The sequence below is a fragment of the Flavobacterium notoginsengisoli genome (genome assembly GCF_042686225.1).
Classification (GTDB): domain Bacteria; phylum Bacteroidota; class Bacteroidia; order Flavobacteriales; family Flavobacteriaceae; genus Flavobacterium; species Flavobacterium notoginsengisoli.
The window spans coordinates 338,707-354,638 of sequence record NZ_JBHUOT010000002.1; the positions used below are offsets into that span (position 1 = coordinate 338,707).

Genomic DNA, 15,932 nt, shown 5'->3' on the forward strand with positions numbered 1-15,932 from the left:
CATTATATTGTTAATGACTACTGTTTTATTTGTCCGATGGCTTTGTGATAAACAGCTTCAGCAATTTTGTATCTTACTTTTGCATCAAGCATACTGCTATACGCACGCTGCCAAAGTGTTTCTGCTATTAATACATCTTCTCCAGTGATAGTTCCTGCTTGAAAACGATCATTACTTAATTTTAGATTTTCATCAGCTTCAATTAGTGAAGCCTGCATTAAATCTATATTGTTTGCCTGCAGTTGAAGGTTAAGTGTTGCTTGTTCTATCTCCACATTAATCTGGCTTTGAAGTTCTCTCAATCCATATTCTGCCGAACGTATGTTAGCTTCCTGTTGCTTTACTTTCTCTCGCTTACTTCCCCAATCGAATACGGGAATCTTTACGCTTAACATTCCGAAATAAGTAAGCATACTGTTTTTGGTTGGATCTCCAAAATTAATACCTTCTTTTCCAAAGGCAGCCATTCCGTTAAGTGATAAGCCAACTGTCGGTTTTAGATCGGCTCTGAGCATATTCTTTGTAAGTTCACTCATTTTTATGGCACTTGTGGCTAAGTCTACTTCAGGACGATTTACTTGTACGCTTTGTAACATCTCATAGTTTCTAAATTCATCATCACTCAATGAACCAACTACATCAATATCCGTTTGTTCTTCTATTCCAGTTAACTGGATTAATCTTTTTTTGGCTAATATTAGTTTGTTCTCAGCCGCCTGTAATCGAGCTTCATTTTCATTTTGAAGTACTTTTGCCCGAAGCACATCATTTTTATAAATAATACCTGCCTGGAATTGATTATTTAAAAAAGTATAATGGGAAGCTAACTGTCTTTTAACTTGTTTCTCCATTTTTATTTCTTCTTTAGCCTGTACTACAATCCAATAGGCAGTTTCGGTAGCTAACAACACATCGTCTTCGACCAATCTCTGCTGAGCATTGCTCATCTCTATATTGGTTTCCGCCATTTGTTTACCGTACTTAATCTTTCCTCCTGTATAAATAGGCTGAGTAACGCTTACCATCGGGGCGAAACCGTACTCAGGAAGCATGGAATTTAATGGCTCACCAAAGTAAAATGCAGTTGCAGAAGCATCTATTTTGGGTCTTGCCGTCGCGTCTGATATTTGTTTCTCAGATCTGGAAGCAGTAACATCTTCTTTGGCTTTACTAATCCTGTAATTGTTTTTCAGGGTTAGTTCTTTACTTTCTGCAAGAGTTAATTGCTGTTGGGCAAACAGGTTATCTGTTCCCTGTAAAACAGCAAAAGCAAATACAAAAGCTTTTACGAATATTTTATATTTTCTTTGTAACATGATTTATTTTTTTTCAATTAACTTTCGTGATGAAAATCATATTTCTCGTGTATACCTTTATTCAAGGGTTTCTTTGACGGTTTTACGAATCTGCTATACAATACCGGAACTATAAATAAGGTAGTAACCATAGAGACTAAAATACCTATTGATATTGTACTCGAGATTGGACCCCACTCAGGAGAACCACTCGACATTAGCGGGATCAATCCAATAGCTGCTGCCATAGAAGTAAGAAAAATGGGTCTCATTCTTCGCTTAGCCGCTAATAGAGCTGCCTCTTTAATCGTGTGTCCATGATCACGCACCAATTCATCAGCGTAGTCTACAAGGATAATTCCGTTTCGAACTACAATACCCAATAAGGCTGTAATACCGATAATTGCCATAAAACCAAATTCATAACCTGTAAGAAATAATCCCAGCATCGCTCCAAGTAAACTCAATGGGAATGATGCCAGTACAATGAACACTTTGCCCACTCGTTTGAATTGGAATAGCAGAACTAAGAATATCAACACGAAACTTATCATAAAAGCTTTTCCCATTTTAGGACCGCTTTCCAGACCATCTTCATACTCTCCTCCATAGGCAATTTTAACTCCTTTAGGTAGTTCTAAGCTATCGATTTTCGGTTGTGCCTCGGCGAACACTTCAGCAGGTTTTCTACCCAATTGTGCTTCAGAAGAAACAGTTAATGTTCGCAATCCGTTACGGTGTACAATAGCTCCCGTATGCCATGAAGGTTGTAAATCCACTACTTGTTTTAAAGGTACTTTAGCTCCAAATGATGAGGTGATGTACATATTTCCCAAAGCATCCAGATCTTGCCTGTCAGCTTCGTCCGTACGCAATAGTATATCTATGGCTTTGTTACCTTCCCACATTTGTGATATAGGAAAACCTTTTATTTTAGCACCTAAAGCCTGTGCAATCTGTGCTTTGGTAACACCTAATCGTAAAGCGACATCTTCTTTTACTACAGCCTTAAGGCCTACATAATCATCCTGATAATCTGTACGTACCCAGTTTGCTCCTTTTGTGTTTTCTAGTATTGTAGCTACTTCTTTGGCTACTTTTTTCTGTTGCGTAATATCTTTACCAATCACACGGATCTCAATCGGAGCAGGCTGTTGTTTTTTACTTAACTGTCTAACGCGGACATATCCATTTGGCAGGAAATTATTGAATTTTTGAACATATTCATCTATCATTTCATTTGTGGCATCATTACTTTCTGTATTGATAAATATTTGCGCAAAATTTTCTCGCGGGTTTTCCGGTGAATATGTTGAATAAAATCGTGGTGAACTTGTACCAATAAAACTTGCTGTGGTAACAATACGCTTGTCTCCTGCGATTTCCTTTTCAATCTTTTTAACTGCCGCTTCTGTTTCGTGAATATTTGTACCGTTGTCCATCCACAATTCAAGATTAAACTGATTTCTTTCCACAATTGGGAAAAACTCGGTTTTCACTTGGCTTCCTACTACAAATGAAAGGAAGAAAATCGCCAGACCTGCAAACAAAGTCGTTTTCTGATATTTCATACAGAACTCTATAGCTCTGTCGAAACCATCCTGCATTCTATCTAAGAAATTACGTTTTTTAGGTTTTTGTGTATCATGGTTTTTCAATCCTTTTTTAAGGAAATGATAACACATATATGGTGTAAGAAACAACGCGACTAAGAATGAAACTGCCAAGGCTATGCTAACCGTAATTGGTATCCATTGTACGAACTCTCGTGTCATTCCTGTTAGTGTAAATGCTAATGGTAAGAATGATAGAACAATAGTAAGTGTCGCAGTGAATATCGGAACCATAAGCTGTGTTGCACTTTGCCAGGCAGCAGTCCATGACGGTACTTTTTCATCTACTTTTTCTATATAATTGTCTACGACAATTATGGCATCATCGACGACCATTCCAAGTACAATAATCAATGCAGCTAAACTAACCTGGTGCATTTCTACACCTATCATATTCAGAATGGCAAATGTCGCCAAAATGGTTACAGGTGCCGCAATAGCAGAAATCGTAGCTACTCTAAACGGAAGCAAAATCATTACCACCAGAATAACGGCTCCAATGGCAATTGCAAACTCAATAAAGAAATGCCCTAAGTTCATATCTACTACAGCAGGCTGATCTACAATGGTATTGACCTGTACATCTGCAGGTAAAACTTCTTTTACTTCTGTTACTTTTTGGGTCAATGCTTTACCTAAGTCAACAATATTCTGACCAGGTTGCATTTCTACAGTAAGCATCATTACATCATTACCAGCTACAGTAATTTTACTTTTTAGGTCTTCATATCTTCGTTCTATTTTGGCAATATCTTGCAAACGGATATTACCACCTTGAGGAGAACTATATACAATCAGATTACCGATTTCATTTTCATTTTGGTACTGAGCATCTGTAAAAATCAATAAGCGATTTTTGTCAATTTCAATATCTCCACTTGGGATCGTAACATTCTGCTGGCTCAATGTGGAAGCAATTTCATTGATGCCAAAACCATATTGTTTTAATACATCTTCACGAAGTGTGACATATATCTGTTGCTTCTGACCTCCGTAACGTTTTATTTTTGAAACTTGAGGAATCGTTTTAATACCGTCTTCCAATTCATCCAGATAATTTTCCAATTCGGCATATGTACGTCCTGGTGCAGACACAGCAATCATCTGAACCACCACGTCACCAAAATCACTGTTCACATACGGCCCTTGTACGCCTCGCGGAAGTATCAAAGGCATATTGGCATCTAAACCGTGCTGTAAAGTATTCCAGAATTTTTTAGTATCCTTGACATAGTCCTGTAATTCAACTGTGATTACAACCTGTCCAGGTTTACTTTCTGAATGTGTTTTTTCCTTCTTTATTTCTTCAAAACCGAACAGATATTGTTCCAGTTTATCCGTTACTTCTTTCTCCATCTGTTCTTCGTCACTTCCTGGATAAAAAGCAACGACAAGCCCTTGTCTAACTGTTATACGCGGGTCTTCACTCCTTGGCATTGTCAATAATGAAATCAAACCTGCAAGCACCATGATAACGGTAATCGCTATCGGTACCTGTGGATATTTCATTGCCGCCTCAACGAGGTTTATCTTTTTTTTCATAAATTATTCTGTTTTTGAAGCAGTTGTATTTACTGAAGCTGTTTCGGTTTTTACTTTTTGTCCGTCCTTTACATTATTTTGCCCGGCAAGGATAATAGTTTGATTTTCATCAAGTCCGTTGGTTATTATAACCTCATCGCCTGCAATTTTACCAACAGTAACCCTTGTCAGTTTTGCATTGCTATTTTTGTCTATCACATACACGTGAGGGATTTTATCAACATTGTTTATGATAGCTGTAAGTGGTACACGCACTTGTTTAACTTTAGCCGGAATACCTGCAAATATTTCGCTAATCATCCCAGGCATTAAAACACCTTTTGAATTGTCAAGACGTACTTTTAAAGTATATGCTTTGGAAATTTCATCAGCCACAGGATTGATAATTGTAATTTTACCGGTGAAATTTTGTTGCAGTGTAGGTATGTTTACTTCTACCTGCATACCTTGTTTGAAGTTTCCTATTTCGCTTTCAGGTACTGAGAATTGAGCGTATACAAGATCTGTTTTAACAATTGTAAAAGCCGGTACTCCTGGTGCTGCCATACCTCCGATTTCAGCTGATTTAACTGTAATTATTCCATTAGTAGGCGACATTAAACGGCTGTCGGCAATACGCTTTTTATTAATTTTTTTATTTGCCTGTGCCTGTGCAACTTTAGTTTTGATATCGATGTAATCTTTTTCAGGAAAACTTCCTTTTTTATACAATTCATCAAACCTTCTGAATGCATCCTCGCTCTGTTCTAATGTAGCATTGGCTATTTGCAAGGCCGCTTCATATTCTGTAGCATCTATACTTGCTAAAAACTGTCCTTTACTAACTTTTTGACCTTCATTGACACTCACATTATTGATTGTTCCGGGAACAGCGAAGCTCACGGTGGTCATATTATCTGGAACGATGGAACCTGAATAAACAACAGATTCTTCTGTTTCTGAACTTTGGATCGTACCTACTGTTACAACCGGAGGCTCATCTTTTAATTGTTTTTCTTCTTTTTGTTTACAACTCTGTATCAAACCTATCCCTATTAGGAAAAGGAATAGTAAACCTATTTTACCTGTTTTCATCTTTACATTTATTTTGTTACGTTTATTTTAACTTTAGATTTCAGGGACAAAGGTCGGTTTACAACATACAAACAGCTATACGAAATGACCGCTAAAAGTTGTGAAATTTACTTTTCATAAGGTGTAATAATTGACATAAAACGAAGAGCTACTGAATGATCAGTAGCTCTTCACAGTTACATTTAACTTAAATAACAGGACGTGAATAATTCAGTCTTTTGATTTAAAGAATCAAAGTTTGATTATCCCTATCCTTTAGCTGTTTAAAATAGCTTGATGTAAAGCCTGTATGCTTTTTCAATTGATTGGAAAGGTATGCCTGACTACTATAACCTAATACATTAGCAATCTCGGTCAAAGACATTTCTGTATTCATCAAAAGTTCTTTTACTTTTTCAATCTTACAGTGAATAATGTACTTTTCAAGTGTTATTCCTTCTTCTGAAGAAAACAATGCACTCAGTGTATCGTAATTCTTGTTTAACTTATTACTTATAAGAGCTGTAAATTTTGTAGGTATTCCACTTTCCAATTGCATATTAATACCATTATCAACCAACTCTTTAATATTGTTTATTGCTTTTTGGTTTTTATTATACATTAATTCAAAGCCATTACTTTTCAGCATCGCTTCGATTGCTCCCAGTTTTTGCGAAAAAGCTACTGTATCTTTTATTATCGCTTCTCCTAGTTTTACATCCACTACTTCAAAACCCAAAATAGTTAACTCTTTTTCAAGAACATACATACATCTATTGCACACCATTCCTTTTATTAACAGTGTCATAAGCTCTATATTATATTTAAAAAACAAAATTCAGCATTTACTAAAAATAAGACTTTATGATATTTCGGTTTTCTTTTGTGATATTTTAAGAAAGTATATTCAACAACATTAAATATCATAAACTAATCAAGGAAAAGTATATATCCAGTACCATTAATCATAACGAATTTTGTAATAGACAATATCCATTAAAATGAATAGTAAAGAAATAAACGAACATCCAGTTTTAGATATATTGAAAGATTATAACGCAGGTAAAACCGGTCTGGAACTTTTTGAGAAATATGGTATATATGGTACAAATATTTTTGAATTGAAATCAAAATATAAGGATTTAAGATCCGATATCCTTTTAGAATTGGTAAATTTAAACGACGAAAATAGCCGATTAAAAATAATGTATGCTGACTTGTCCGTACAACACCAAAAATTAAAAGATTTGTTGCAGGAGGATTTCTAAAAGTACAGCGATAGAATAATAGTAACTTAATAATATTATGATATGACAAATGTAATGTACAAATATGCCACAGTGTTGGTAGCGATTGAAAATCTTCGCAAGGAAGGTTACGATGTAGATTTTAATCTTGAAGACAACTGCTTAATTTGTGGCAACAATAAATATACTATTGATGACTTTGAAATTGAGCAAGTCTACCGATATGAGGGAGATAGCAACCCCAGTGATGAATCTACTGTTTATGGAATAGCCTCAAAAGATGGCTTAAAGGGAATTTTGGTCACTGCTTACGGTGCTTATACAGATGGAATGAGTGCTGCGATGCTTAGGAAATTATCGCTTAAAAATGAGTAGAAATTGTATTTCCATTTGATTTAAGGACCTAATAGAAAGTTATTAGAAAAAATTATGTTCTTGTTTCATAAACAATACTATTAACATAACTTTTTGATAAATGAGAAGATAAAAAAGCCAGGTTAAATTGTTGTAACCTGGCTTTTGAATATTAATATAGGGCTACATTATTTGATTGTTGTTCCTCCATCTACTGGTAAATTTACCCCTGTAATGTATTTTGCTTCCTCTGATGCCAAGAATAATGCAGCATTCGAAATATCTTCAGCCATTCCCAATTTTTTCATCGGAATAATTCCTAAAAAATAGGCTTGATAGTCTGGACTATTCAAAAATGCCTCGCTCATAGGTGTTAAGATATAGCCCGGATTAATGGCATTTACTCTAATTCCAAAAGGTCCGAAATCCACGGCGGCTGCTCTGGTAATTGCTGAAACCCCACCTTTGGAAGCCGTATAAACTCCGGGACCTGACATTCCGGTTAAAGCGGCAATCGAAGAAATATTCACGACACTCCCACCTCTTTCTTTCAGGTGTGGTAATACAGCCTGCATCCCCAGCATCACGCTGCTTATGTTGATGTCATATGCCTTTTTCCAGGTGTCTTCGGTTTGATCTTCAAAAGGAACTGCCACTGAAATCCCAGCATTATTGATTAAAATATCCAGTTTTCCAAAAACGCTGATTGTTTCTGGAAGTACTTTTTCAAACCAGTCTTCCCGTTTTGATACGTTATGTACTAGAGCAATGGCATCACCACCATCTGATTTGATTTTTTGTACAATAGTTTCTAATTTATCTTTTTGAATATCGGTCGCTACTACTTTTGCTCCTTCTTTGGCAAAAGAATAAGCCATAGCTTCCCCCATTCCGGAAGCTGCCCCAGTTATTATTGCTACCTTATTATTTAGTCTCATATATCTTATTATTTTTTTGCTGCGTGATGTGCTATAATATAACCAAATACCAATCCCTGCCCGATGGTTCCGCCAGCTCCGGGATATTTATTTCCAAAAATATTTGAGGCATTATTTCCCAAAGCGTACAAGCCCTGGAAAGCGGCCTGATTGGTTTTCAATACTTGTCCATGTTCGTTTGTCATCATTCCACCGCATGTTCCCAAGTCTGATAAAACGATTTTTACCGCATATAATTTTCCAGAAAGCGGTCGAAGACAATTATTAGGCATTTGTGTTGGATCTCCATAATAACGGTCGTAAGCGCTGTTGCCTTTTCCAAAATCGGTATCTTTTCCTGTAGCTGCAATGGTGTTGAACCTGCCAAATGTTTCCGTAAACGCTTCGACAGGTAATCCCACTTTTTGAGCCAGTTCAGATGCATTTTCAGCCGTAAAAGCAATTTTTGCATCAAACCACTCTTGTGGAATTTTCATTCCCGGAAAAAGTGTGCCGGCAAGCAGATAACTATTTCTGTAGTTCTGATCAAAAATCAACCACATATCTTTTATAGGCGTTCCATACTTTTCCTGTTCTAAAACGATTTGTCCAAAACTCATATAATCCACCGCTTCGTTTATAAACCTTTTTCCCGTATAGTTTACCAAAAATGATCCCGGAAGCGAACGCTCTGCCAATAATACTTGTGGTTCGCCTTCTTCTGTTAATGGAGCTATAGCAGGAAACCACCATGTTGAAGTCATATTGGTAATTTCTGCTCCAATCTTTTCTCCTAACAGAATGGTATCACCTGTATTGCCTTCGCTACCTAAACTTACATTTTTTAAAGAGGGAGATTGGTATTGGTGGCGCATTAGCATATTATGATCAAATCCGCCTCCTGCCAAAACCACACCTTTCTTCGCATTTATCTGAACCAATTTTCCGTTTTGAACCGCTTTTATTCCAGTTACTTTATCACCATCAAACAATAATTCTGTAATTGAAGTATTGGTCCAAACCGGTACACCTGACCGAAGCAAACCAGCAAACATCCCTGAAGCCAGTGCCTGACCACCACCAACTAATCGTTTTCCAATCAACAATCCGCCAATTCCCTGAATTCCTCTTTTCAGCATAATCGGTATAGACTTAAATGGTGTTTTTGTCATTAAGTTGAGCCATTTGTAATCGTAACCTGTCACTGGAACTGGTACAGGTGCCTCAAGTTGACCGGGGCGAAACCTTGCTGTGTCTTTTCCTAATAAGTTCATATTGAAAGGACGACATTCGCAGGTTCTTCCTAAGACTTTACCACCTACAACTTCTGGAAAATAATCTGAATATCCTTTTGCCCAAAAGAATTTCATAGGCGTGGTTCTCTCCAACATTTCTACTGCTGCTGAACCATTTTGCAAGAAGTTTTCCCAACGGGATTTAGGAGCATTATCTCCAACTAAATTCGTTAAATATGTTTCTCCATCTTTCAATGTATCATCGGAACCATCTTGTTTCAAAACAGGATTTGCCGGTATCCAAAATGCACCACCGGAGCGTGCAGTAGAGCCACCAACCAAAGCTGTTTTTTCGATAACTAATACTTTTAATCCTAATTCATGGGCTGCTAGTGCAGCTGCCATACCGGTTCCCGAACCTACAACTACCAAATCTACGGTAATATCTGTGGCTGTTGGCCCCGGGATTATTTCTTTCTTGCTCATATTCAGTCTTTTTTAATTATAATTTATACAGGTAGTTTAGACGAAGTAGCGTATTCGGGTATAAAAACACAGTTGGTTGTCTGAAAAACAGTAGACATACATTTATTGCATTGAATACATCTTCCTCTTCCCAACGGATTATCTTTTAATTTATTGATGATATCGGGCTCGCGAAGTAATGCCCTTCCCATCGCAACAAAGTCAAAACCTTCCTGCATAGCCGTTTGCAAATGCACATAATCATTAATTCCTCCCAACAAAATCAGTTGAGCTTTTTTCACTACTGTCTGGAATTGCCGAGCCGATTTAAGCATATAAAGATGTTCGTACGGGTATTCACCTAACACTAATTTTCCAAACCATTTTACCCCCAATCTGAAAATTCCTTTCTGTGTTTTTGACATGCCCTCTAAATCAGTTTCACCTCTGAACAGATACATTTGATTTTTTACCGAAGATCCCATCGTTAACTCAAACGCATCAACAGCGCCTGTTTCGTCCAGAATTCTTGCTGTTTGTGTGGACTCATCTAACCAGATTGAGTTTTTAATACCATCATCCATAGACATTTTAACAATAATTGCCAAACGGTCTTTCACCCTTTCTTTTACGGCAAGAAGGATTTCTTTTGCAAAACGTGTACGATTTTCAATAGAACCGCCATATTCATCTTTTCTTTTGTTGATCCAAGGACTGAAAAAAGAAGATACCAGATACAAATGCCCAAAATGAAGTTCGATCGCATCAAAATTGGCATCGGCAGCAACTTCTGCGGCATCCGCAAATTGCCTGATAATGGTTTTCATTTCCTCTCGGCCGATTTCACGACAAACCTGAAAACTAGAAGGACTTCTAAACCTTGACGGAGCAATTGGTTGTACACCTGTGATTTGTTTGGTGGCTACGGGACCGGCATGCCCTAACTGTGCGGAGGCTTTTCCGCCAGCCTTATGCATCGCCTGTGTAAATTGTTTGAGGCCTGAAATATTTTCACGAACCATCAAAATTTCTCCCGGTGCTGCAAAACCTTCTGCGGAAATAGCGCAGTAGGCAATATTTGTCATACCAACCCCTCCTTTTATAAAGCCCTCATGAAAGTCTATTAATGATTGTGTAACTTTTCCGTCAGGGCTTCTGCCTTCACTGGTTGCCGCTTTTATAACCCGATTCGGAAGAGTAATGGGTCCTAATTTTGCGGGTGAAAATACTTTATCAGGATTAATTGCATTCATAGGATATTGAAGTTATTGTTTCTTATCAAAGATAAACAAATAACAAATAAATGTTACATAGTGTAACATTTAAAAAATTATTAATTTTGCACCAATTAAAATCATTATATGAATTTGAAAGCTAGATCCGATTCTGTTCAAAATAAAGTAAAAATTGTAAAAACTGCTTTGAATCTATTCATGGAGAAAGGAATAGATATTCCATTGACTGAAATTGCCAAAGAATCTGATGTTTCCAGAATGACTTTTTATCGTCATTTTCCGGATCGGGAAGCTCTTGTGTCGGCAGTATTTCATTACAATCTAGATCAACTTGATTTATACGCTAAAGCATTGCAAGAAAACAAAAATGGATTCTATCTGTTGTTAAAAAAGGTATTGATACAACGGGTGGAATATCATAACTTTTTACCTTATATCAACGGACAGGAACAAACCTTGACTTCTTCCAGATTGTTTGAGATTTTCGAAAAACCAATTCAACTCGCAAAAAATAGCAACTTATTACGAGATGACTTTTGTTGTGAAAAAGATTTACTGATATTAATATCAATGGTAGGTGGCGCAGTTGCATATGTTCAGATGTCTGGTCAATCTGCCATTGAGCGAACATTAGAATTGCTTATGAACGGAATTAAAGTAGTTACAAAAGAGTAAGTTGCACATCTCTAGCTATTTCGATATGTCGTCAGTATTTTAATATCAAATTAAAGGCTTAACAGCATATTATTTAATCAATATCGTTTTTCTTATTCACGATACAGTTACACATACATCCGCATTTGTCGGATAGCTTTGGCACAATAAAATTATTCCCTCGGCAATATCCTGTTCTGTCAGAGCCCCATTATGGAGCATCCGTACTTCGCCATCTGTTTTTACTGCCCAACAAGCCCCACAGGTTCCGTTTTTGCAGGAACTCGCTACTTTGATATGATGCTCTTTCATTGCATCCAAAAGAGATTGCTTCGGCTGCACCTCAATGAGTGATGTGCATTCATAGGTCTGCTTTTCATCATTCTCGTAGTAGTCCTCATAGTAATTTACAATCACATCTTTTACAACACCGTCAGTTTCCAAATCTCCCACATCAACTGGAACTGGGTCGAAATATTCCAAATGAATATTTTCTTCTGGAATATTCAATCCTGTTAAGGCATTTTTATATAAATCCATTAAGCCGGTAGGTCCACAAATGTAGTAATGGGCATCGTTTATTTCAGGAACAAGTCGTTTGATTATGGAACGAAGTACCAATAGAGAGAATCGTCCTGCAATATGATTGATTTTAGTAGAGATAAATTCGGGGGAAGTAAAGGAATAGCATATTTCGAGACTTTCATTTATCTCTAAAGTTTCCAGTTCATTATAAAAAATAGTTTCACTTGGCGTTTTATTACTGTATATCAGTAAGGGAATTTGACGACTACTATCAATACTATTGAGCATAGAGAATAAAGGTGCGATACCGCTACCACCGGCCAAAAGAACTATTTTGGATTGTCCAGCTATTGTATCTTCCAAAACAAAATTCCCAAACGGTGCTTCAATTTCCCATATTTCTATTTGGTCTGCATTTTCAAAAATATAGTTACTCATTTTTCCTCCAGTTACTCTTTTTACAGTAATAGCTGGATTAGGATCTGAGGGTTTGGAACTAAATGAATACGAGCGAATTACCATCTCTCCATCTATGTTGCATCTGATGTTTAGATACTGACCAGGCAAGTAGGAAAATTGTTGTTGATCGGTTTCAAAGTATATGGTCAGAGTATCCTGTGTTTCCTTCACAGTTTTATGGGTTCGCCATGTAAATTTCTTCATTTTAAATAATTTCTATCTGCTTTGTTATCTTTAAAAGGAAACCTCTACTTGTTGTTCACAAAGAGAGGTTCATCAAAACATGATATTTGATAATTAAATTTCGTTTTACTTTTCTTGCTGTCTTCTGATAATTGCCAGCTTGTTTTTTCTTATCTGTTTGAAATGGGCAGACGTTAATCCTGTATAGGTCTTTAATTGCTCGGTAAGCTCCGAAGCTTTTTTATAACCTAACGATTTTGCAATTTGCGTGATAGTTTGCTCGGTATATACCAGCAATTCTTTTACCTTTTCAATTATTCGCTTTGTAAATATAATTTCAAGGCTGACATCACATTTTAAAAGAAACAGATTGTTCAGTTCTTGATAATCCGTATTGAGTTCGCTTGTTATCTGAATCGCAAACGGAGCAGATGAACCTGTATCCAATTGGGTCTGAATAATCTGATCTGCTACCCGGTGTACTTTCGTTATTACATCCGAACAGTCACCTAATTTTAATTGATGTAACATAACTTTTTATGTTAGAGATTGGGAAACACTGTTTTGGTACCCTAAGAGTAAATGGAGAAAAGCCCAGGGATATATTCAGCAAATCCCCGAGCAATATTGAACTTACACGCAGCAAGAGCAGCTTGACGTTTTTTCGCTATCTCCGCCATCTACTTTGTAGCCAGCTTTCTCAATAGCCTGGACCAACTCTTGTTTCACACTATCATTCTCTATTGAAACAGCAAGTTTCCCTGCTTCTAATTTTTCAATAGTAACGCCATTAATATCTTTGATTGCTCCATTTACTCTTGATTGGCAGTGAGCACTTTGCATGTCTGGTATGCTTAATTCCAAATTTTTCATTTTATCTTATTTTTAATGTTTAACAAATTTCCGTCTTAATTTGATACTTATTATTATGGTATTCCTTGTAAGATTTGTGACTTTTACTGATTTTAAAATTATGATTTTATTCTACAATGAACTTACCCTTCATATAGATGTAGTGGCCTGGGAAAGAACATAAAAAATCATAAGAACCTTTTGCAGGAGCATTAAAAGTAATTTCGGTAGTTTGTCCGCCACCAATCATATCTGTTTTGGTAATAACGGCTTTTTCCATTTCTTTTGGAATATAGTCATTATCTTTAGCATTGATTGCTGCATTAGCGAAAGCATTGAAGTCTGTACCTTGTGCAAGAATAACAACATTATGTCCCATTGCTTCAATTGGTGCTTTTCCGGTATGCTTAAGAATCAACTTTACAGTTTGTCCTTCTTTTACTTTAAGTTCGGTTTTATCAAATTTCATATCATCACCGCCACTGATGGTCAACTCAACTTCGTTTGCTTGTTCCGTCGGGACAGTTGTTTGTTCTAATACAGGCTGATTGTTTTCTTGTACACTTTGTTCTGTTTTCTTATTATTGTTACAAGCAGTAAATATGATTACTGACAAGCCTAAAACTAACTTTTTCATTTTCTATGTAATTTTAAATTGTTATCTTATACTGCAAATTTCAGTACATTTGTTATCCTAAATATTATGCAATTCCTTTTTAGATTTATGATATTTACTGAATTGTAAAATTGTATTGTTGATGCAATGCAAAACCCCCATTGTAATTATTACAACGGGTGTCTGTTCCTCTAATTTTATAAGGTTACTTTTGACTATTTGGAACGCTCAATACGATAATAGTACCAAGAATTGCAGGAATTGCCCATACTGCGAAATTAGCAAAGTTGGACAGTTCTGATGCGATAAGAATACCGCCAAGAATGATTGCAACTGCTGCACCTATACGACCTACTGCAAGGATAGTACCTAAAGCTGTACCACGAGTGGCATCGGGATAATAGGTAGCGATAAAGCCATTCAACAAAATTTGTGCACCTATGGAGCCGAAACCAACTACGGCTACAAGCAAGTAAGTAAGGCTCATAGACCATCCATTACCGTCGCCTGTACTAAAGCCAAGAGCCATTAGGAATAATGCAATGCCTGCCATCGCAAATGCCGCTGAAACAACTCTTTTTGCTCCGAACTTGTCTGCCAATGGGGAAGCAATTAGCGAACCTGCTACTGCTCCAGCATTCGTGACCAACAAGAACGTTAATGCTGAAGTAGCCGAATAACCTGCAATAGTTAATAACGTAGGCAACCACGTATTAAGTCCATAGATTAAAATCTGACCAGAAATAGCTGCGAGCAAAAACACAATTGTAATCAATGCCCAGCGACCTGTAAAGATTGCCAATAAAGGATTGCGTTTTTTTTCGACTTGCCGAACTTCTTTTTTAATTGGCGAAGTTGGTTCTATGGGTGTTAAGCCATATTCTGCTATAATTGTATCTGCTTCTCTAATGCGACCTTTTGATCTTAAATATACCGGACTTTCAGGGAGATAATAGAGTAATAGTGGTACAACGGTAATTAATGGCAATGCACCGATCCCTAACATTCCACGGAAACCAATTGTTTCTACTAAACCGATAGCCAACAATGCGGCGAAAATACCTCCCATAGAATAACCGGAAAACATTAAAGCGTTATTGAAATTTTTACGCCCTGCTCTTGAAAACTCTACTGTTGTAGCTACTGCTGTAGGGATTACACCACCGAGACCTAAACCAGAAATAAAGCGAAAAAGCCCGAACAGAAACGGTGTAGGAGCCAACGCCGTCGCAATCATAAAGAGAGAAAAAAATGTGACTGCTCCAATTAAAACTTTTCTACGTCCAATTAAATCTGTAAGGTAGCCAACAGTAAGTGACCCTATTGCCATTCCCACAAGAGCCAGACTATTTATAGAGCCTGTTTCAGCGGTAGTTAACCCCCATGCTTCATAAGCTAGAATAGATTTTACTATTGTTCCGTATACTACTAAATCATAGCCATCAAATACTAAGACGATAAATGCTAATGCAATAACAATGGCTGGGGATTTTTTTATTTTAGTTTTAGAGTGATTGGACAAACCTGTCTCAAGGGCACTCTCTTGAATATTTTGTTTCATTATTAATATTTGTAAGAATTAAAAAATTGTTTATCAATTTGAGTTGGATTGATATTTGCCAAACCCAGAAAAAGTAAAGTGTCTTATCGGGTTTGAATATAGTCCTCAACAGTGACAACAACAATC

15 protein-coding genes are annotated in these 15,932 nt (G+C 36.7%); 3 read left to right on the forward strand and 12 right to left on the reverse strand.

The annotated features are described in order from the left end of the window. Positions 1 to 17 precede the first annotated feature (17 nt). From ACFS3A_RS06795 to ACFS3A_RS06810, 4 genes are all read right to left on the reverse strand, one after another. Positions 18 to 1,316 (reverse strand): TolC family protein, encoded by a 1,299-nt coding sequence (locus tag ACFS3A_RS06795; RefSeq protein ID WP_143884071.1) that lies wholly within the window; start codon positions 1,314 to 1,316, stop codon positions 18 to 20. 17 nt (positions 1,317 to 1,333) lie between these two features. Further along, complete coding sequence (locus tag ACFS3A_RS06800) at positions 1,334 to 4,450, reverse strand: efflux RND transporter permease subunit (protein WP_177766393.1); 3,117 nt, start codon at positions 4,448 to 4,450, stop codon at positions 1,334 to 1,336. A 3-nt stretch (positions 4,451 to 4,453) separates the two neighbouring features. After that, positions 4,454 to 5,524: an efflux RND transporter periplasmic adaptor subunit gene (locus tag ACFS3A_RS06805; protein WP_177766395.1), complete on the reverse strand. Its 1,071-nt coding sequence runs from the start codon at positions 5,522 to 5,524 to the stop codon at positions 4,454 to 4,456. A gap of 223 nt (positions 5,525 to 5,747) precedes the next feature. Continuing rightward, positions 5,748 to 6,311 (reverse strand): helix-turn-helix domain-containing protein, encoded by a 564-nt coding sequence (locus tag ACFS3A_RS06810; RefSeq protein WP_038330931.1) that lies wholly within the window; start codon positions 6,309 to 6,311, stop codon positions 5,748 to 5,750. A gap of 193 nt (positions 6,312 to 6,504) precedes the next feature. Here ACFS3A_RS06810 and ACFS3A_RS06815 point away from each other — a divergent pair, with 193 nt between their 5' ends. Both ACFS3A_RS06815 and ACFS3A_RS06820 read left to right on the forward strand, forming a co-directional pair. Next, complete coding sequence (locus ACFS3A_RS06815; protein ID WP_177766399.1) at positions 6,505 to 6,771, forward strand: hypothetical protein; 267 nt, start codon at positions 6,505 to 6,507, stop codon at positions 6,769 to 6,771. 42 nt (positions 6,772 to 6,813) lie between these two features. After that, the gene (locus ACFS3A_RS06820; RefSeq protein ID WP_052217456.1) at positions 6,814 to 7,125 is read left to right on the forward strand and encodes a hypothetical protein; all 312 of its coding nucleotides are present in this window, start codon (positions 6,814 to 6,816) and stop codon (positions 7,123 to 7,125) included. A gap of 167 nt (positions 7,126 to 7,292) precedes the next feature. Here ACFS3A_RS06820 and ACFS3A_RS06825 read toward each other — a convergent pair whose 3' ends face one another. From ACFS3A_RS06825 to ACFS3A_RS06835, 3 genes are read right to left on the reverse strand one after another with little or no spacing between them, the layout of a single operon-like run. After that, positions 7,293 to 8,042 carry an SDR family NAD(P)-dependent oxidoreductase gene (locus ACFS3A_RS06825; RefSeq protein WP_177766401.1) on the reverse strand — a complete coding sequence of 250 codons (750 nt, stop codon included), beginning with the start codon at positions 8,040 to 8,042 and terminating at the stop codon, positions 7,293 to 7,295. Positions 8,043 to 8,050: 8 nt separating this feature from the next. After that, positions 8,051 to 9,742, reverse strand: a complete 1,692-nt coding sequence (locus ACFS3A_RS06830; protein ID WP_038330924.1) for a 3-ketosteroid-delta-1-dehydrogenase — start codon at positions 9,740 to 9,742, stop codon at positions 8,051 to 8,053. Between the two features lie 23 nt (positions 9,743 to 9,765). Beyond that, the gene (locus ACFS3A_RS06835; RefSeq protein WP_260031560.1) at positions 9,766 to 10,974 is read right to left on the reverse strand and encodes an NADH:flavin oxidoreductase; all 1,209 of its coding nucleotides are present in this window, start codon (positions 10,972 to 10,974) and stop codon (positions 9,766 to 9,768) included. Positions 10,975 to 11,082: 108 nt separating this feature from the next. Here ACFS3A_RS06835 and ACFS3A_RS06840 point away from each other — a divergent pair, with 108 nt between their 5' ends. Then, complete coding sequence (locus tag ACFS3A_RS06840; RefSeq protein ID WP_052217454.1) at positions 11,083 to 11,631, forward strand: TetR/AcrR family transcriptional regulator; 549 nt, start codon at positions 11,083 to 11,085, stop codon at positions 11,629 to 11,631. A gap of 96 nt (positions 11,632 to 11,727) precedes the next feature. Here the strand turns inward: ACFS3A_RS06840 and ACFS3A_RS06845 are convergent, their stop codons facing one another. From ACFS3A_RS06845 to ACFS3A_RS06865, 5 genes are all read right to left on the reverse strand, one after another. After that, positions 11,728 to 12,798: an iron-sulfur cluster-binding domain-containing protein gene (locus ACFS3A_RS06845; protein ID WP_038330919.1), complete on the reverse strand. Its 1,071-nt coding sequence runs from the start codon at positions 12,796 to 12,798 to the stop codon at positions 11,728 to 11,730. Between the two features lie 105 nt (positions 12,799 to 12,903). Further along, the gene (locus tag ACFS3A_RS06850; protein ID WP_052217452.1) at positions 12,904 to 13,308 is read right to left on the reverse strand and encodes a helix-turn-helix domain-containing protein; all 405 of its coding nucleotides are present in this window, start codon (positions 13,306 to 13,308) and stop codon (positions 12,904 to 12,906) included. A gap of 102 nt (positions 13,309 to 13,410) precedes the next feature. Next, complete coding sequence (locus ACFS3A_RS06855; protein WP_038330917.1) at positions 13,411 to 13,650, reverse strand: heavy-metal-associated domain-containing protein; 240 nt, start codon at positions 13,648 to 13,650, stop codon at positions 13,411 to 13,413. A gap of 106 nt (positions 13,651 to 13,756) precedes the next feature. Further along, the gene (locus tag ACFS3A_RS06860) at positions 13,757 to 14,266 is read right to left on the reverse strand and encodes a plastocyanin/azurin family copper-binding protein (RefSeq protein ID WP_038330915.1); all 510 of its coding nucleotides are present in this window, start codon (positions 14,264 to 14,266) and stop codon (positions 13,757 to 13,759) included. Positions 14,267 to 14,450: 184 nt separating this feature from the next. Beyond that, positions 14,451 to 15,806 (reverse strand): MFS transporter, encoded by a 1,356-nt coding sequence (locus ACFS3A_RS06865; RefSeq protein ID WP_260031558.1) that lies wholly within the window; start codon positions 15,804 to 15,806, stop codon positions 14,451 to 14,453. Positions 15,807 to 15,932 lie beyond the last annotated feature (126 nt).